The organism is Rhodovulum steppense (assembly GCF_004339675.1).
Taxonomy (GTDB): Bacteria; Pseudomonadota; Alphaproteobacteria; order Rhodobacterales; family Rhodobacteraceae; genus Rhodovulum; species Rhodovulum steppense.
Genome location: NZ_SLVM01000009.1, coordinates 1 through 17,746 on the forward strand (window position 1 = coordinate 1; position 17,746 = coordinate 17,746).

16 protein-coding genes and 1 pseudogene are annotated in these 17,746 nt (G+C 67.4%); 9 read left to right on the forward strand and 8 right to left on the reverse strand.

Translation table 11 applies throughout. The features are described 5' to 3' along the window. Window positions 1-352 precede the first annotated feature (352 nt). From EV216_RS07385 to aqpZ, 4 genes are all read left to right on the forward strand, one after another. On the forward strand, window positions 353-1,156 hold the full coding sequence (locus EV216_RS07385; RefSeq protein WP_243642010.1) for a DNA methyltransferase: 804 nt from the start codon (window positions 353-355) through the stop codon (window positions 1,154-1,156). Between the two features lie 367 nt (window positions 1,157-1,523). Continuing rightward, on the forward strand, window positions 1,524-1,991 hold the full coding sequence (nrdR, locus tag EV216_RS07390) for a transcriptional regulator NrdR (protein WP_132694425.1): 468 nt from the start codon (window positions 1,524-1,526) through the stop codon (window positions 1,989-1,991). Beyond that, window positions 1,988-3,088 carry a bifunctional diaminohydroxyphosphoribosylaminopyrimidine deaminase/5-amino-6-(5-phosphoribosylamino)uracil reductase RibD gene (ribD, locus tag EV216_RS07395; RefSeq protein WP_279388195.1) on the forward strand — a complete coding sequence of 367 codons (1,101 nt, stop codon included), beginning with the start codon at window positions 1,988-1,990 and terminating at the stop codon, window positions 3,086-3,088. The genes nrdR and ribD overlap by 4 nt, the downstream gene beginning before the upstream one ends. A 177-nt stretch (window positions 3,089-3,265) precedes the next feature. Then, complete coding sequence (gene aqpZ / locus EV216_RS07400; protein WP_132694426.1) at window positions 3,266-3,955, forward strand: aquaporin Z; 690 nt, start codon at window positions 3,266-3,268, stop codon at window positions 3,953-3,955. A gap of 71 nt (window positions 3,956-4,026) precedes the next feature. Here aqpZ and EV216_RS18655 read toward each other — a convergent pair. Both EV216_RS18655 and EV216_RS07410 read right to left on the reverse strand, forming a co-directional pair. Next, window positions 4,027-4,634: pseudogene (locus EV216_RS18655) on the reverse strand (capsular polysaccharide export protein, LipB/KpsS family); the annotation flags it as partial. Between the two features lie 8 nt (window positions 4,635-4,642). Continuing rightward, on the reverse strand, window positions 4,643-5,770 hold the full coding sequence (locus tag EV216_RS07410) for a polysaccharide biosynthesis/export family protein (RefSeq protein ID WP_132694428.1): 1,128 nt from the start codon (window positions 5,768-5,770) through the stop codon (window positions 4,643-4,645). Between the two features lie 336 nt (window positions 5,771-6,106). Between EV216_RS07410 and EV216_RS07415 the strand changes: the two genes are divergently transcribed. The 5 genes from EV216_RS07415 (at window position 6,107) to EV216_RS07435 (ending at window position 9,334) form a co-directional block, all read left to right on the forward strand. Continuing rightward, window positions 6,107-6,709, forward strand: a complete 603-nt coding sequence (locus tag EV216_RS07415) for a riboflavin synthase (protein WP_132694429.1) — start codon at window positions 6,107-6,109, stop codon at window positions 6,707-6,709. A 67-nt stretch (window positions 6,710-6,776) separates the two neighbouring features. Next, a complete protein-coding gene (gene ribB / locus EV216_RS07420) occupies window positions 6,777-7,895 on the forward strand; it encodes a 3,4-dihydroxy-2-butanone-4-phosphate synthase (RefSeq protein ID WP_132694430.1) in 1,119 nt (372 codons plus the stop codon). 3 nt (window positions 7,896-7,898) lie between these two features. Beyond that, complete coding sequence (locus EV216_RS07425; protein ID WP_132694431.1) at window positions 7,899-8,438, forward strand: 6,7-dimethyl-8-ribityllumazine synthase; 540 nt, start codon at window positions 7,899-7,901, stop codon at window positions 8,436-8,438. Then, window positions 8,435-8,902 carry a transcription antitermination factor NusB gene (gene nusB / locus EV216_RS07430; protein ID WP_132694432.1) on the forward strand — a complete coding sequence of 156 codons (468 nt, stop codon included), beginning with the start codon at window positions 8,435-8,437 and terminating at the stop codon, window positions 8,900-8,902. Before EV216_RS07425 ends, nusB begins: the two co-directional genes overlap by 4 nt. Before the next feature lie 99 nt (window positions 8,903-9,001). Next, entirely contained in the window at window positions 9,002-9,334 is a 333-nt protein-coding gene (locus EV216_RS07435) for a hypothetical protein (RefSeq protein ID WP_132694433.1), read from the forward strand. Between the two features lie 74 nt (window positions 9,335-9,408). Here EV216_RS07435 and hflX read toward each other — a convergent pair whose 3' ends face one another. The 6 genes from hflX to EV216_RS07465 all read right to left on the reverse strand — a co-directional run bounded on the left by hflX (window position 9,409) and on the right by EV216_RS07465 (window position 17,714). Continuing rightward, window positions 9,409-10,707 (reverse strand): GTPase HflX, encoded by a 1,299-nt coding sequence (gene hflX / locus EV216_RS07440; protein WP_243642011.1) that lies wholly within the window; start codon window positions 10,705-10,707, stop codon window positions 9,409-9,411. Continuing rightward, on the reverse strand, window positions 10,704-10,937 hold the full coding sequence (gene hfq / locus EV216_RS07445) for an RNA chaperone Hfq (RefSeq protein ID WP_081535796.1): 234 nt from the start codon (window positions 10,935-10,937) through the stop codon (window positions 10,704-10,706). Before hfq ends, hflX begins: the two co-directional genes overlap by 4 nt. Before the next feature lie 136 nt (window positions 10,938-11,073). Then, on the reverse strand, window positions 11,074-12,594 hold the full coding sequence (locus tag EV216_RS07450; protein WP_132694434.1) for a TrkH family potassium uptake protein: 1,521 nt from the start codon (window positions 12,592-12,594) through the stop codon (window positions 11,074-11,076). Between the two features lie 4 nt (window positions 12,595-12,598). Continuing rightward, window positions 12,599-13,975 (reverse strand): Trk system potassium transporter TrkA, encoded by a 1,377-nt coding sequence (gene trkA / locus EV216_RS07455; protein ID WP_132694435.1) that lies wholly within the window; start codon window positions 13,973-13,975, stop codon window positions 12,599-12,601. 58 nt (window positions 13,976-14,033) lie between these two features. Beyond that, a complete protein-coding gene (ntrX, locus tag EV216_RS07460) occupies window positions 14,034-15,452 on the reverse strand; it encodes a nitrogen assimilation response regulator NtrX (protein WP_132694436.1) in 1,419 nt (472 codons plus the stop codon). 3 nt (window positions 15,453-15,455) lie between these two features. Then, entirely contained in the window at window positions 15,456-17,714 is a 2,259-nt protein-coding gene (locus tag EV216_RS07465) for a sensor histidine kinase NtrY-like (protein WP_132694437.1), read from the reverse strand. Window positions 17,715-17,746: the final 32 nt, after the last annotated feature.

Sequence of the window (17,746 nt, forward strand, 5' to 3'; positions counted from 1 at the left end):
CGCCTCGGTCAGCCAGTAAAGATTGCTCATAGATCAGGTCTCCTCGCGGAGCCTGAATCACGCCAAAGACCTGAAATCAATGGGTCTGGAGCCTAATCAACCGTTCGCTGCCTATGACGAGGAATATGTAAGAAGCAAATACACGGGCGTTGACCCTGATGGGCGCCGCTTCATGCTCGACAACCTCACTGGCCCAGGCGGTGCAGCGAAAGGGAACGCCTATTATGAAGTAATGGGTGTTTCCCGACATTGGCGCTATAGCAAAGAGAACATGGCGCGATTGATAGTGGAGGGTCGGATTGTTCAACCGAAGCCCGGAGGAGTGCCGCGCTATAAGCGTTACCTTGATGAAATGCCCGGCGTTCCTTGCTCTGACTCGTGGGATGATATCCGACCGATCAACTCCCAGGCCCAGGAACGCCTCGGCTACCCCACCCAGAAACCCGTGGCCCTTCTGGAACGCATCGTCGCCGCCTCGTCCAATCCCGGCGATCTGGTGCTGGATCCGTTCTGCGGCTGCGGCACCACCGTCCACGCCGCCGAAAAGCTGGGTCGCCAGTGGATCGGCATCGACGTCACCCATCTGGCCATCGGCCTGATCGAGAAACGCCTGCGCGACGCCTTCCCCAAGGTGCAGTTCACCACCCATGGCGTGCCGCAGGATCTGGCCGGTGCCCGCGACATGGCAAATCGGGGGCGCGAGGACAAGAACTACTATTTCGAGTTCGAGAAATGGGCGCTGTCCCTCATCAATGCCCAGCCCGGCAATCTGGGCAAGAAGGGCGCGGATCGCGGGATCGACGGCAACATCTATTTCGGCAAGACGTCGCGCGCCGTGGTCAGCGTCAAGGCGGGCGACAATGTCGGCGTTTCGATGATCCGCGACCTGCGCGGCGTGATCGAACGCGAAGGGGCCGAGATCGGCATCTTCCTGACCCTGACCCCGCCCAGGAAGACCATGACCGCCGAGGCCGCCGCCGCGGGGCTCTACCAGATGGACGGCTTCGACCCCGTGCCCCGCATCCAGATCGTCACCATCGAAGAGGCGCTCGCGCTCCGCGACCGCGCCGTCAGGCTGCCCGCCCGCCGCGACGACACCTTCAAGCGCGCCGCGCGCGAAGAAGACCGCGGCGCACAGGGTCGGCTGGATCTCTGAACCGCGTGCCGCGCCCATCCGGCCCCGGCGACCCCCGTAGGGTGGGTGCCAACCCGTCCCGCCCCCCGTTGCGCGCCGCCCGCCCCGTTAACCGCCCGCCCCTCCGCAAAAGGTCATATGGAATTCATATGGAAATCATATGCGTTTCCGATTGTCCCGGCCCTGCCGGACAAGCCCGTTAACCCCGAGTCGCGCCGCGTCGCGGTTCCCCGTCCCGCCCTCTGCCCGGGCCTCCCCGCCGGGGCGGCGGGGGCGTGATGCACCCTGTTTGCCCCATATCTAGGGGATGAAAAGGCCACTACCCAAATCCTTGAGGCTCCCCTATAGTCGCTGTGGAAAACATTTCAGCACCACCGAGGGAGAGGCCATGCGCTGCCCGTTCTGCGGAAATATCGACACTCAGGTGAAGGATTCACGCCCCGCCGAAGACCATGTGGCGATCCGGCGACGCCGCTTCTGCCCGGCCTGCGGCGGGCGTTTCACCACCTATGAGCGGGTGCAGTTGCGCGATCTCGTGGTCATCAAGTCGAACGGACGGCGCGAGGATTTCGACCGCGACAAGCTGGAACGCTCGGTCCGTATCGCATTGCAGAAACGCCCCGTCGATCCCGAGCGGATCGACCAGATGGTGTCGGGCATCGTGCGGCGGCTGGAAAGCATGGGCGAGACCGACATCCCCTCGAAGACCATCGGCGAGATCGTGATGGAGGCGCTGGCCCGGATCGACACCGTCGCATATGTGCGATTTGCCAGCGTATACAAGAACTTCCAGGCGGCGGACGATTTCGACAAGTTCGTGAGCGAGCTTCGCCCCGGCGCCGCGGCCGAGGAGTGAGCGCAAGGGACGACGCGCGGTTCATGGCGCTGGCGCTGGCGCTGGGCGCGCGCGGGCAGGGGCGGGTCTGGCCGAACCCCGCCGTCGGCTGCGTGATCGTGAACGGGGGACGGATCGTCGGGCGCGGCTGGACCGCGCCGGGCGGGCGGCCGCATGCGGAACCCCTGGCGCTGGCCCAGGCGGGCGCGGCGGCGCGCGGGGCCACGGCCTATGTCAGCCTGGAGCCCTGTGCCCATCACGGCGCGACGCCGCCCTGCGCCGAGGCGCTGGTGGCGGCGGGCGTGGCCCGCGTGGTCACCGCGCTGGAAGACCCCGATCCCAGGGTGGCCGGGCGCGGCCATGCGATCCTGCGCGCGGCCGGCATCGCGGTCGAGACCGGCGTATTGGCCGAGGCCGCCCGGCGCTCGCATCGCGGCTTCCTGCTGAACCGGATCGAGGGACGGCCCGCGGTCACGCTGAAACTGGCCACGTCGTTCGACGGGCGGATTGCCACCGCGACGGGCGAAAGCCGCTGGATCACCGGCGAGGGCGCGCGACGCCTGGTCCATGCCCAGCGCGCCCGGCATGACGCGGTGATGGTGGGGGGCGGCACCGCGCGGGCCGACGATCCGGATCTGACCGTGCGGGGTCTGGGCGTGGCGCATCAGCCGGTGCGCGTGGTGCTGTCCCGGCGGCTCGACCTGCCGGCGGAGGGGCGGCTTGCGACGACGGCCGCTGCGGTGCCGCTGTGGCTGTGCCATGGCCCCGATGCCACGCCCGACCGCCGCAGTCACTGGCAAGGGCTGGGCGCGCGGCTGATCGAGGGGACCATCGGCCCGGGCGGTCAGCTCGACCCGGCCGCGGTGCTGCGCGCGCTGGGCGCGGCGGGGCTGACGCGGGTGTTCTGCGAGGGCGGCGGCAGCCTGGCCGCCGCGCTGCTGTCGGCGGGTCTGGTGGACGAGCTTGTCGGTTTTACCGCCGGGCTGGCGCTGGGCGCCGAGGGGCGGCCTGCGCTGGGCGCGCTGGGGCTGGCGCGGCTGGCCGAGGCGCCACGATTCCGCCTGATCGAGACCCGCGCCATCGGCGGCGACGTGATGCATCGCTGGGAACGGGCCTGACCGGCGCGGTCCTCCGTCAAGGCGCTTGCGTCCTGCGACAAACTGCCACAATCCTTTTGCATCCTCCGGGCCAGGCCGCGGAGGATGCGTGTATTCGGACCAGTGCGGGGCCGTCTTCGGGCGGAGTTTTCCCGAGTTTCAGGACGCCCAGTATTTCAACGCTCCAAAAGGTGCGACATGATCAAGAAACTATCGGCCGAATTCTTCGGCACATTCTGGCTCGTCTTCGGCGGCTGCGGCAGCGCGGTGCTGGCGGCGGGCTTTCCAGACCTCGGGATCGGCTTTGTCGGCGTCTCCATCGCCTTCGGTCTGACCGTGATGACCATGGCCTATGCGGTCGGTCATATCTCGGGCGGCCATTTCAACCCCGCCGTCTCGCTGGGCCTTGCGCTGGGCGGCCGCTTCGGCTGGGGCGAGTTGCTGCCCTATTGGGCGGCGCAGGTGGTGGGCGGCTTTGCGGCGGCGGTGGTGCTGTTCCTCATCGCCTCGGGCGCGCCCGACTGGACGGCGGGCGGTTTTGCCTCGAACGGCTATGGCACGCTCTCGCCGGGGGGCTATGGCATGGTCGCCGCGCTGCTGGCCGAGATCGTGCTGACCGCGGCCTTCCTCATCATCATCCTGGGCTCGACCTCGGCGCGCGCCCCGGCTGGCTTTGCGCCCATCGCGATCGGGCTTGGGCTGACGCTGATCCACTTGGTTTCGATCCCGGTGACCAACACCTCGGTCAACCCGGCGCGCTCGACTGCCGTGGCAGTCTTTGCCGAGACCGGGGCGCTGGGCCAGCTCTGGCTGTTCTGGGTGGCGCCGCTGATCGGGGCGGCCATCGGTGCGCTGATCTGGAAGGCGCTGCTGTCCGACGACGCCTAGTCGGATGAACCTGCCCCCGGCCCGTCGCCCGGGTCGGGGCGCTAGCGCCAGAGCCAGGCATGGGCGGCCAGCGCGCCGGGGGTGTCGATCTGCGCCATCGCCAGCATCTCGCGGAAGGTGCCGGCATCCGCGCCGCTTGTGCCGACCGAGGCATCGCCCCGGCTCTGGTCGATCACCAGAACATAGCCGGGTTCGGGAACCGGTCTGGCCGGGTCGAAGCCCGTGTATTTGCTCAGATGCCCTGCCTGAGCCGCCCGATGGCCGCCCGTGTCCGGTCCAGCAGCGCGGTGTCGTCCAGCGGGTGGGTGGCCAGCAGATGTTCCAGATCGGACGGGCAGGACGGGTCGAAATGCACCCCCCCGCCGGTCGGGCATCAGCCCCAGCGGCCCGCCCGCACCCCGCGCCCGCCCCGGCAGGACCGAGAGCGCAGGAACGCATCCTCGATGCGCAGAACGCCCGCCTTGCGAGCCGTCGCCACCGCAAGCCCGCGCCCCGCACTCGGCCGCGCGCCCCAGACTGCCACCAGATCGTCGGGGCCGGGCAGGCCAAGCCGGATCTCGTGGCCGGCCAGCATCAGGATGCGCCGCACCCGCCGCCCGGTCAGGAAGCCGCCATTGAAAACGAAAAGCCGCCGAGGGATCTGCCCCCCGGCGGCGTCGCTATCGCGGTCGGGGCGCATCGCCCCGGTCAGTTGCCGTCCGCAAGGTTGGTCAGGTTGTTCGCCGTGCCCGCCGTGCCCGTGATCGCGTTCAGCGTCTTCTGCCACTGCACGAAGGGCGCCTCGGTCACATAGACCGTGTCACCGTCGCGGATCGCGAAATCGCGGGCCAGGAACATCCCGTTGGGCTGGGTCAGATCCAGCACATAGACCATGCGCTGTTCGCCGATCAGGTCGGCGCGGCCCAGAACCATCTGGGCCACCTCTTGCGATTCGTTGCGCATCACGAAGACGCCCTTGGGATCGGCCAGCCCGGTATTCAGCCCGCCCACCTGGGCGATCGCCTCGATCGCCGACAGGTTCTGCGTCTCGAACGGAACCCGGCGCTGGGCACCCATCGCGCCGAGCGCGGTAAAGGCGCGGGTGTCGCGCTCGACGAGGATGCGGTCGCCGTTGCGCAGGGCGATGTCGATCTGGGGGTGGCTGTAGAGATCCTGGAACCAGACATCGCCGCGCTGGCTGCCGCGCAGCACCGAGATGCGCGCCACTTCGGGCGGGATCGAGAGGCCGCCTGCGGTGGCCAGCATGCCGGAGAGCGTGCGGTTGGGGCGCTGGATCGGGTAGACGCCCTGGCCCGCGACGCCGCCCACGACCGATACGGTCGCCCCGTCGCCCGCCAGCCTGCGCACCACGACCTGCGGATCGGGGGTCTGGGCGTCGAGCTTCTCGGTCACGATCTGACGCAGCCGCTCGGGCGTGTTGCCCGCCGCGCGGATCCGCCCGGCATAGGGAATGAAGATGAACCCTGCATCGTCCACCTGCACCTCGTTCAGCAGCGCGGCGCTGGCGCCCTGGCGGGCAAGGATTCCATCGTCGACATTCTCGTAGACGGTCAGACCCAGAACGTCGCCCGGCTGGATGATGTCGGCGGTGACGAGGCCTGCGCCGCGGAACTCGGGCGGAAAGCCGATGGCCGGGACCACCGCGGTTGCCCGTGTCACATGGTCATTGACCGCGACCACAAAGGAATCGCCCTGTTTCTGGATCGCTCCGGAAAAGATCTCGCGCTTGTTGGGGCCTGAGCGCGGCAGGCCGCAGGCACTCACGGTCGCCACGAGGGCAAGAAGGGCCACGGCCCTCGCCCCCCGGGAATACATGACTCTCACTGCTCGGCGTCCTTGTTCTTGCTTGAAACTGCCTCAGGGTCGTCCCGGACAGCTTGGAACTGTCACGATATTTTGCGCTTACGATACAGGGCCGCGGGTCTTCGGGCCAGCCCCGTCCTTGCGCCTCTGTTCCGGCAAGTCGAAGGTGTTGCCTGTCCGCCGCGCCGGGGAACGCCGCCGAAGGCAGGAACCGGACGCGAACGGCATCCTGTCGGTCGCCGGGTATGTCAGCCGGTCGCGGTCCCGTGGCCTGTGTCCCCGCGGCGCTTGCCCTGCACGCGGCCAGCCGCTAGGTCGGGCGCAGAACCGCAGAAGGAGCCAAGCGCCATGTTCACCGGCATCATCACCGATATCGGCACCGTCCGCGCGCTGGAAAAGCGCGGCGACCTGACCGCGCGGATCGGCTGCGGCTATGCGCCCGAGACCATCGAGATCGGCGCCTCGATCGCCTGCGACGGCGTCTGCCTGACGGTGACCGACCGGGGCCGGGACGAGAGGGGCGGCTGGTTCGCGGTCTCGATCTCGGCCGAGACGCTGTCCAAGACCAATCTGGGCGGTTGGGCCGAGGGGAGCCGGATGAACCTGGAACGCGCCTTGCGTGTCGGCGACGAACTGGGCGGGCATATCGTGTCGGGCCATGTCGACGGGCTGGCCGAGATCGTCGCGATGGTGGACGAGGGCGACAGCACGCGCATCACCTTTCGCGCGCCCGATGTGCTGGCGAAGTTCATCGCGCCCAAGGGCTCGGTCGCGCTGAACGGCACCTCGCTGACCGTGAACGAGGTCGAGGGCGCCAGCTTCGGCGTCAATTTCATCCCCCATACCAAACAGGCCACGACCTGGGGGCTGGCGCGGGTGGGCGACCGGGTGAATCTGGAGATCGACACGCTGGCGCGCTATGTCGCCCGGCTGGCCGAGGCCGCGGGATAAGCGCGCCCTCTGGCGCTCTGTCTTGCGATGGTCTATCTGCCTCGCGACAGCCAAAGACGGGCAGACCATGACCACCGAGACCTCCGCATCCGATCAGGAAAACTTCCGCGACGCCATCTCCTCGACCGAGGAGATCCTTGAGGATGCGCGCAACGGGCGGATGTTCATCCTTGTCGATCACGAGGACCGCGAGAACGAGGGCGATCTGGTCATCCCCGCCCAGATGGCCACGCCCGAGGCGATCAATTTCATGGCCACCCATGGCCGCGGGCTGATCTGCCTGACGCTGACCGGCCAGCGGGTCGATGCGCTGGGCCTGCCGCTGATGGCGTCCTACAATTCCAGCCGCCACGAGACCGCCTTCACCGTCTCGATCGAGGCGCGCGAGGGTGTGACCACCGGCATTTCCGCCCATGACCGCGCCCGCACCGTGGCCGTGGCCATCGACGCGGGCAAGACCGCGGCCGATATCGCCACGCCCGGCCATATCTTCCCGCTGCGCGCGCGCGATGGCGGCGTTCTGGTGCGTGCGGGCCATACCGAGGCGGCGGTCGATGTCGCGCGGCTGGCGGGGCTGAACCCCTCGGGCGTGATCTGCGAGATCATGAACGAGGACGGCTCGATGGCGCGGCTGCCCGACCTTGTGGCCTTTGCCCAGCGGCACGGACTCAAGATCGGCACGATTTCCGACCTGATCGCCTATCGCCGCCGCCACGATAATCTGGTGAACGAAACCGCCGCGCGGCAAGTGACCTCGGCCCATGGCGGCGACTGGCTGATGCGCATCTTCGCCGATGTGACCCAGGGCGCCGAGCATGTGGTGCTGACCAAGGGCGACATCGCCGCACCCGGTCCGGTGCTGGTGCGGATGCACGCGCTTGACCCGTTGCAGGACGTGCTTGGCCTTGGGCCGCACCCCGCGGGCGAGCTTGCGCGCGCGATGGAGATCATTGCCGCCGAAGGGCGCGGTGTGGTCGTATTGCTGCGTGACACCACGATGAAGCTTGGCGGCGGCGGGGTCTCGCCCCAGACACTGCGCCAGTACGGGCTGGGCGCGCAGATCCTGGCCGCGCTGGGGCTGCATGAATTGACGCTTCTGACCAATTCGCCCCTGCCGCGCGTCGTCGGGCTTGAGGGCTACGGGCTGTCCATAGCGGGCACCCGCAAGATCGAGATGGAGGGCTGAGACATGGCCGACCAGGATCCCCACCACATCCTGCCGCTGCCCGTCTTTGACCGGCCGGTAAAGCTGCTGATCGCGGTCGCGCCCTTCTATCGCGACATTGCCGAGATGCTGATCGCGGGCGCGCGGGCGAAACTGGACGCCGCGGGCGCCACCCATGACCTGATCGAGGTGCCCGGCGCGCTGGAACTGCCGCCCGCAATCGCGCTGGCGCATCGGCTGTCGAATTTCGACGGCTATGTGGCGCTGGGCTGCGTGATCCGCGGCGCGACCAGCCATTATGAAACCGTCTGCAACGACAGCTCGCGCGGGCTGATGCTGCTGGGGCTTCAGGGCGCGCTGATCGGCAACGGGATCCTGACCGTGGAAAACCACGAACAGGCGCTTGAACGGGCGAACCCCGCGGACATGGACAAGGGCGGCGGCGCGGCCGCGGCGGCGCTGCACCTGATCGCGCTGGCCCGGCGCTGGGGCGGCGAAACCCGTGGCGTCGGCTTCCGGCCCTCGGGCGGGTTCCAGATCGCCGAGGGGGCGGACCGCGCATGACCTCTGCCGCCGAACGCCGCCAGATGAAATCCGCCGCCCGGCTTTACGCCGTGCAGGCGCTGTTCCAGATGGAGCAATCGGGCCAGAGCGTGGACGCCGTCTGCCGCGAGTTCGAGACATGGCGCTTCGGGGCCTCCTACGAGGAAGGCGAGGAACTGGCCGAGGGTGATGTCGAGCTGTTCCGCGCCACGCTGGAAGGGGCGGTGACCTGGCAGGCGAAGATCGACCAGATGACCGACCGGGCGCTGGTGGCGAAATGGCCGATCGCGCGCATCGACCCGACGCTGCGCGCGCTGTTCCGCGCCGCGGGCGCCGAACTGGTGGACGGCAAGGCACCGCCCAAGGTGGTCATCACCGAGTATGTCGATGTCGCCAAGGCGTTCTTTCCCGAGGGCCGCGAGCCCAAATTCGTCAATGCGGTGCTGGACCACATGGCGCGGGAAGCCCGACCCGAGGCGTTCTGAAACGCCCAGGCCGCATGATCCGAATAGGGGGGTGCGAGATTCTTCTTGGAATCGCTCCATGAATGGCTACCTAATAGTGGGAAGCAACGGAGTCGGTCCATGCCCACACTGATCAGCCTTTATATTCGTCAGACGATCATAGGTTTCATCCTGTCATTCGTCTTCGTGGCGCTGCTGCTCCATTTCAACGTGGCCAATCTCTGGCACCTTGTCACCCATGTCTCGGGCGGGTGGCTGGCGGCGGTGCTGCTGTTCCTCTTCAACGGTATCGTCTTCTCGGGCGTGCAGTTCGGCATCGCGGTGATGTCCATGGCACGCGACGGGAATGACGGTTCGCGCGGCCGGCGCCAGCCGGAGCGTGTGCGTGGGCTGGCCGAGGCGCTGGCGCCGATTCCGGTGCCGGTGCGTGACCGACGCCTTCCCCCGCGATGACGATCACGACCCTTCGTTCGGGATGATGCACAAACTGGCGGCTTTCGGGCCGCCATTTTTTATCCGCGCGGCGGCTATTCCCCGGTCAGTGCCCGGAACCTCTGTTCCTGCCGCGCGGTCCAGTTGACCGTCAGAACGACGCCGTCCTCGCCCTGTTGCTCGGCTTCGACCACGCCTTCGGCATAAAGCCAGGCCCGCCGCCGCCCGTCGGAAAAGCCCAGATTCACCTCGCGCCGCACGCGCGTTTCGTCCAGTGCCGCGGTGATCGCCTCCAGAAGCCCCTCGATCCCCTCGCCTGTCCAGGCCGAGATCGTGCGCACCCCTTCATGCCGGGCCGCCACCGCCGCCAGCGCCTCGCGCTGCCCGGGCTCGATCAGGTCGGTCTTGTTCCACAGCTCGATCTGCGGCGTCTCCTCGGTAACGCCCAGATCGGTCAGGATCGCGCGGACATCGGCGACCTGGGACTCGGTGTCGGGATGGGCGATGTCGCGCACATGCAGGATCAGATCGGCTTCCAGCACCTCCTCCAGCGTGGCGCGGAAGGCCGCGACCAGTTGCGTCGGCAGGTCCGAGATGAAGCCCACCGTGTCGGACAGGATCACCTTCAGCCCGCTGGGCAGCGTGATGCTGCGCATGGTCGGGTCGAGCGTGGCAAACAGCATGTCCTTGGCCAGAACCTCCGCCCCGGTCAGCCTGTTGAACAGCGTCGACTTGCCCGCGTTGGTATAGCCCACCAGCGCCACCACCGGGAACGGCACCTTGCGGCGCGCGGCGCGGTGCAGGTCGCGCGTGCGCACCACCTTGGAAAGCTGCCGCTTCAGCCGAACGATCGCCTCGTCGATGGCGCGGCGGTCCGCCTCGATCTGGGTCTCGCCGGGGCCGCCCACGAAGCCAAGGCCGCCGCGCTGGCGTTCAAGGTGGGTCCAGGCCCGCACCAGCCGCGTGCGCTGATAGGACAGCGCGGCCAGTTCGACCTGCAACACGCCCTCGCGGGTGCGGGCGCGGTCGGCGAAGATTTCCAGGATCAACCCGGTCCGGTCGAGGATCTTGACCTTCCACTCCCGTTCCAGGTTGCGCTGCTGCACCGGGGTCACGGGACCGTCGATCAGCACCAGTTCGACCTCGGCGGCCTTGAGCCGGGTGCCCAGATCCTCGATCTTGCCCGAACCAAACAGCCAGCCCGGCCGCACCTTGGCCAGCGGCACGATCTCGGACCCGGCCACATCAAGGCCGGGCAGGGCCGCGGCGAGCGCCACCGCTTCCTCAAGCGCGGGCCGGGCATCGCGCCGCGTGCGGTCCGATGCGATATCGGGATGCAGCACCCAGGCGCGCGTCACCTGGGGGCCATGCTCCAGAAGGTCAGAGGGACTCAATCCTCACCGTCGTAAAGATTGATCGGCTGCGAAGGCATGATCGTCGAGATCGCATGCTTGTAGACAAGCTGCGACTGCCCGTCACGGCGCAGCAGAACGCAGAAATTGTCGAACCAGGTGATCACGCCCTGCAACTTGACGCCGTTGATCAGGAAGATCGTGACCGGCACCTTGGTCTTGCGAACATGGTTAAGGAATGCGTCCTGCAAATTCTGCTTGTCGGCAGCCATTCGTTTCTTGCCCTTGTTGTCTGGACCTGCCCCAGGATGGACAGAAGCCGTTCCCTCGGGGCGAGTATGTCGCGAGGTTTCAGGACTTTCCACCCCCCTTGATGGGTCGGCGATCCGAAAAAAACGTGGCCGCGGCTCAGTTGCGCCAGAATTCTGGGTTCAGTAGCGCTATGATCGCCAGCGTCTCCAGCCGACCCACCACCATGGCGGCGGCCAGCACCATCCGCGCCCCGTCGCCCAGCGCGGCATAGGACAGCGCGGGTTCGGTCGTCGCGGCGGCCAGTGGGCCGGTGGTGGTCAGCGCCGCCACGGTCAGCACCATTGCCGCGTCGAACCCGATCCCGGCCGCGCCCAGCGCCACCATGGTCACCGCCACCGACAGCGCGAAGAGCATGAAGAAGACAAAGGCGATCTGCGCGCCCTCGCGTCGGATGCGCCGCGCAAAGGCTCCGGCGCCGCCGACCGAGGAAGGATGGATCAGCTTTTCCATCTCGCGCACCCCGTGCTTGTAAAGCGCGTAGATGCGCAGAAGCTTGACCCCGCCTGCGGTCGTCGCCACCCCGCCGCCGAACACCGCCAGCCCGACCAGGATCAACCCCGGCGTGGCCAGTCCCGACCAGGTCTGCGCCTCGGCCCAGTCGGACGAGACGAAGCCCGTGGTGGTCAGGAACGAAGTCACCGTGAAGACCGCCCCCCACAGCGCCCGCAGCGCCGCCACCGAACTTTCCTCGACCGCGCCCTCGTAGGCGGCCAGCCAGTGGCGTGAGAACAGGAACAGCGTCACCGCCCAAGCGATCACCACCCCCATCCGCAACTCCATGTCCGAGCCCAGCGCACGCCAGCTTTCGGGGCGCAGATCCAGCATGAAGCTTTGTCGGGTGAAGGCGAAGATGAAGAAGCCCCACAGGAACAGCTCGCCGGCAAAGCCGCTCTGGCCGCCGGGCACGCCGCCCACCGGCGAGATGCCCGAAGTCGCCAGCACCGACATCGCATGGCAGGCTGCCACCAGCGGACCCTCGCCCGCGACCAGCATCAGCACCCACAGGCTGGCGGTCAGCCCCAGATAGATCGGCGCGAAGCGGCGGGCAAAGCGCAGGAGCCGTCCGCGCGGGTCGGCGGACCGGCCCGTGCCCGGCCCCGTTGCGCCGAGTTGCCGCGCGCCGCCGGGACCTGCCGTGACCTCGAACCCGCCCAGGTTCATCGGTGCGAGGATCGAGATTGCCGTCACCCAGATGAAGAACCCGCCCAGCCAGCCGACCAATGCCCGCCACAGATGCAGCCCCGAGGACAGGGCCGCGGGGTCGTCGTAAAGCGTGGCCCCCGTGGTGGTCAGGCTCGAGATCATCTCGAAATAGCCGTCAAGATAGCGCGCGCCGGGCACCGCCTCGACGAAGGGAACGGCCAGCATCAGCGGCATCAGCCCGTAGAAGCCCAGCATCGCCAGCAGGTGACTGCGGGCCTGGTTCGTCACCCGGTTGCCGATCGTTGCCAGCCCCAGCACTGCCGCCAGAACGCTGAACAGAAGCCCCGAATAGAAAAAGCTGCGCGCGGTCAGCCAGTCGCGTTCCGCCAGCGCCACGCCCACCGGCAGGAACATCGCCAGCGCCCCGATTCCCATCAGGATCACCAGGAACGGAAGATCGTAAAGCCGCCGCATGGTCTCAGAAGAAGTCGATGGAGACCTGCAACAGGCGCTCCACTTCGGGCACATCGGCGGCCAAGGCAAAGATCGCCACCACGTCGCCTTCCTCGATGCGGGTGTCGCCCTTGGGCCGGATCACCCTGTCGCCTTTCATCACGCCGCCGATCAGCGCGCCCTCGGGAAAGTCGATGTCCTGCACCCGCTTGCCCGCCATCGGCGAGGTTGACAGCACCTGCGCCTCGATCACCTCGGCCTCGGCATCGCCGATGGAATAGACGTTGCGCACCCGGCCGTGCCGGACATGGCGCAGGATCGAACTGACCGTGGTGGCGCGCGGGTTGATATAGGCGTCGATGCCCAGAGGTCCCATCAGCGGCACCAGCGCGGGATCGTTGACCAGGCAGATCGCCATCGGGCAGCCCGACAGCTTGGCCCGGACCGCGGCCAGCAGGTTGGTCTTGTCGTCATCGGTCAGCGCAAGAACCGCGTCGGCGCGATCGACATTGGCCTCTTCCAGCAGGCTGACATCCAGCCCGTCGCCATGCAGGACGATGGTGCGTTCCAGCGCATCGGCTGCCGTCTCGGCGCGAGCGCGGTCCTTCTCGATCACCTTGGCGCGGACCCGGTCCTCACGCCTTTCCAGCGCCTGGGCCACGGAAAGCCCGACATTGCCGCCGCCGATGATGACCACGCGCTCCTGTTTTTTCGTGGACTTGCCAAAGATTTCCAGCGTCCGGTTCACGTCCTCGACATGCGAGAAGACATAGACCTGATCCTCGGGGAAAAGCTGGTCGCCGGGTTCGGGCGCGAACAGCGTCTCGTCGCGGCGGATGCCGACCACCAGCGCGCGCAGAGTCGAGAACAGGTCGGTCAACTGGCGCAGCGGCGTCTTGAGTACCGGGCAGTCCGCATCGAGCGCGATCCCCAGAAGCTGTGCCTGGTCGCCCAGGAAATACTCGGTATCAAAGGCCGCAGGCGCCGCGATCCGTTGCAGCGCCGCCTCGGCGACCTCGCGCTCGGGGCTGATGACCACGTCGATGGGCAGGTGATCGCGGCGGTAAAGCTCGGAATAGATCGCAGTCAGGTAGGATTCGGCGCGCAGCCGCGCGATCTTGCGCGGGATGGCAAAGACCGAATGGGCCACCTGGCAGGTGACCATGTTGACCTCGTCGGACTGGGTGGCGGCGATGATCATGTCGGCATCGCGCGCGCCCGCCCGTTCCAGGATGTCGGGATAGGAGGCGTGTCCCGCAATGCCCTGAACGTCCAGCGCATCGGTTGCCCGGCGGATCAGGTCGCCGTTCAGATCGACGATGGTCACGTCATTCTTCTCGCCCGAAAGGTGACGGGCGATCTGCCAGCCGACCTGGCCTGCGCCGCAGATGATCACCTTCATTCAGGACACCCGACTGGGGAAACACGCCCCCGATGCATCGCAGAAGCCCGCTTGTCGGTCAATCGGCGCGGGCCTCCTCTTCCTCGTCCTCGAAATGGGCGAGCCGCGCGCCCGATTTCGGCGAGGTGACCACGCCCAGGGATTTCAGCTTGCGGTGCAGTGCCGAGCGTTCCATGCCGACGAAATTCGCGGTCCGCGAGATGTTGCCGCCGAAGCGGTTGATCTGGGTCAGCAGGTATTCGCGTTCGAACAACTCGCGCGCCTCGCGCAAGGGCAGCGTGGCCAGCCCCGCCGACAGCACCAGGCGCCCCTCATCGGCGGCGCCCTCGACCGGCATGGGCAGTTCCGCGGCGGTGATCGGATCATTGCCTTCGCCCAGGATCAGCACCCGCTCTATCACGTTCTTCAACTGCCGCACATTGCCGGGCCATGCCATGGTCTGCAACAGCGCCTCGGCCTCTTCGCCGAGCGCGCGCAGCGGCAGGCCCTGGCTCTGGTTGAAACCCTGAATGAAATGGCGGGCGAGGGTGGGGATGTCCTCGCGCCGTTCGTCCAGTGCAGGCACCTCGATCGGCACCACGTTCAGGCGGTGATAGAGTTCCTCGCGGAATGTGCCCGCCGCGATATCGGCGGGCAGGTCGCGCGTGGTGGATGAAATGACCCGGATATCGACGCGCACCCGGTCGGTGCCGCCCGCGCGCTGGAACTGCTGATCGACCAGCACGCGCAGGATCTTGGATTGCGTGCCCAGCGGCATGTCGGCCACCTCGTCGAAATAGAGGATGCCGCCATGGGCCTGTTCCAGAAGACCCGCTTCCACGCCGCGCGCGGGACTCTCCCGACCGAACAGGACCTCTTCCATCCGCTCGGGCTCGATCGAGGCCGAGTTGACCACGACGAAGGGTCCGCCTGCGCGGTTCGACTGGGCATGGATATAGCGCGCCGCCACCTCCTTGCCGCAGCCCGGAGGGCCGCTCAGCATCACCCGGCCGTTCGATTTGGTCACCTTGTCGAGCTGGGATTTCAGCGCCCGGAAGGCCGGGCTTGTCCCGATCATCTCGGCCTGGGCCACGTCCTTGCGGCGCAATTCGTTGTTCTCGCGGCGCAGGCGCGAGGCTTCCATCGCGCGGCGGGTCACCACCAGAAGCTGGTCGATGTTGAACGGCTTCTCGATGAAATCATAGGCGCCCTGCTTGATCGCGGCGACCGCGATCTCGATATTGCCGTGACCCGAGATGATGACCACGGGAATGTCGGGATTGTCGCGCTTGACCCGGGACAGGATGTCGATCCCGTCCATGGTGCTGTCCTTCAGCCAGATATCCAGGATCATCAGCGCGGGCGGTTCGGCATTGATCTCGGCCATGCAGGCATCCGAAGTGGCGGCCAGCCGTGTCGTGTAGCCCTCGTCCTGCAGGATGTCCGCGATCAGTTCGCGGATGTCGCGCTCGTCGTCGACGATCAGGATGTCGCCCATGTCCTACTCCCCGGATACCGCTTTCATGGTTTCGTTGATAACAGGTTCGGTCGGCTGCCCGGCCGCGGCCACCGGCAGGCGGATCACCGCCATTGCGCCGCGATGCGCGCCGGGCACGAAGGGTGGGGCATCGACCAGTTCCAGCGTGCCGCCATGTTCCTCGACGATCTTCCTGACGATGGGCAGGCCCAGACCGGTGCCGCTGTCGCGCGTCGTCACATAGGGCTCGAAAAGCCGGGCGCGGTCCTCGGGCAGACCGATGCCATTGTCGGCGATCTCGATCAGGCCGGTGGCGTCCTCGCTCAGAAGGCGCAGCCGGATCTCGGGCACGAAGCCTTCGGGCACGCCCTTTTCGGTCCGCGTCTCGATGGCCTCGCCTGCGTTCTTGAGAAGGTTGGTCAGCGCCTGGCTGATCATCGTCGGGTCCAGTTCGGCGGGCATCGCGCCCGCGGGCAGGTCGGCGACGAAGCGCACCCCGGGCTGGCCGCTTTCCTGCAGGACCAGTGCATCGCGGACCAGCGCGGCAAGGTCGACGGGCTTGCGCTCGGGCTCGGGCATGCGGGCGAATTTCGAGAATTCGTCCACGATCCGACGCAGATCGCCGGTCTGGCGCACGATCACGTCCGTATACTGGTCCAGCGCCTCGGCGTGGTCGCCCACCAGCGGGCGGAACTTGCGCTTGATGCGTTCGGCCGACAACTGGATCGGGGTCAGGGGGTTCTTGATCTCATGCGCGATGCGGCGGGCGACATCGCCCCAGGCGGCCATCCGCTGCGCGGTCACCAGGTCGGTGACATCGTCGAACGCCACCACATAGCCCTCGCGCTGCCCGTCCGCGCCGCGCCGCGTGGCCATGCGGACCAGCAGGTTCTCCATCTTGCCGCTGCGGATCAGACGGATTTCCTCTTGCGCGGTGGCGCGGCGCTCGGCCCGCAGCCGGTCGAACAGCGCGGCAAATTCGGGCACGGCGACGCGCAGGTCGTGGCCGTTGTCGCGCGCCTCGTCCAGTTGCAGCAACGTCAGCGCCGAGCGGTTCATGAACTCGACCCGACCCTCGGCATCCAGCCCGATCACGCCTGCGGTGACCGAGGACAGCACCGAATCGAACAGCCGTCGCCGCATTTCGGTCTGGCGGTTGTTCTCCAGCAGCGCGTCGCGTTGCAGTTTGAGTTGTCGGGTCATCTGGTTGAACATCCGCCCCAGCATGGCGATCTCGTCATCGCCCGCCTCTTCGCGCACGCGCACGTCCAGATCGCCCGCGCCGACCTGCTGTGCCGCGCCTGCCAGACGGCCCACCGGACGCGCCAGCCGTTCGGCGAACCACAGGCCCAGCCAGACCGCGGCCAGGATCAGGATCATCGCAAAGCCGAGATAAAGGAGCCCGAATTCGAACAGCACCCGCCCGCGCTCGCTTTCGAGTTGCTGGTAGAGGCGCGAGGTGGCCTGGGTGTCGTCCAGCAGGCTCAGCAACTCGCCATCCACGCTGCGCGAGATGTAGAGGAAACGGTCGACATAGGCGCCCAGCGCCAGCAGTGCCCGGAACTCGTTATTGTCCCAATCCTCGATGATGACCGTCTCGCCCGCGGCGGCGCGCGCGATCTCGGGCGCGGCGGGCTGCTCGTAATCGAACAGATAGGAGCGTTCGCCGCGGGCCTTGATCTCGCCCGTGCCGTCAATGACATAGGCCTCTTTCAGCCCGCGCTGGACACGGGCCTGGGCCTGGGTCAGAAGTTGCCGCAACTCACCGTCCGACAGCATGAAGCTGGCCTGGCGCGCGACGTTGAGATAGCCCGCCAACGTCAGCGCGTCGGCTGCAAGGTCGCGTCGATGTTCCTCTTCATAGGCTTCGGCGGCCGAAAGCGAGGCGCCCACCACGTTGCGCACCCGCTCGGAGAACCAGCCTTCGAGACCGATATTGATCGTCAGACCGGCGAAGACCGCGACCAGCACCGTGGGCACCAGAGCGATGGTCGCGAAGACGCCCGTCAGGCGCATATGCAGGCGAGAGCCTGCCGAATGGCTGCGTCGCGCGGCGACCATGCGCGCGATCTGGCGCACGACCATCGTGGCGATGGCCAGCGAATAGACCAAATCGGCCAGCAAGATCGCGCGCAGCCCATGCGAGGTCTCACCCTGGTCAAGCGGGCCGAGCAACAGGAAGGTACCGATCGCCAGAAGCGGCCCCAAAACCACAAGACCGAGGGTCACGACGTTCTGAAGCCGCCGCGACGACCGTCTCTGGAAGAGCCGTTCAAGGGCCATTCGGCCCGTGGCGCTGGCCACTGCTCGCCTCG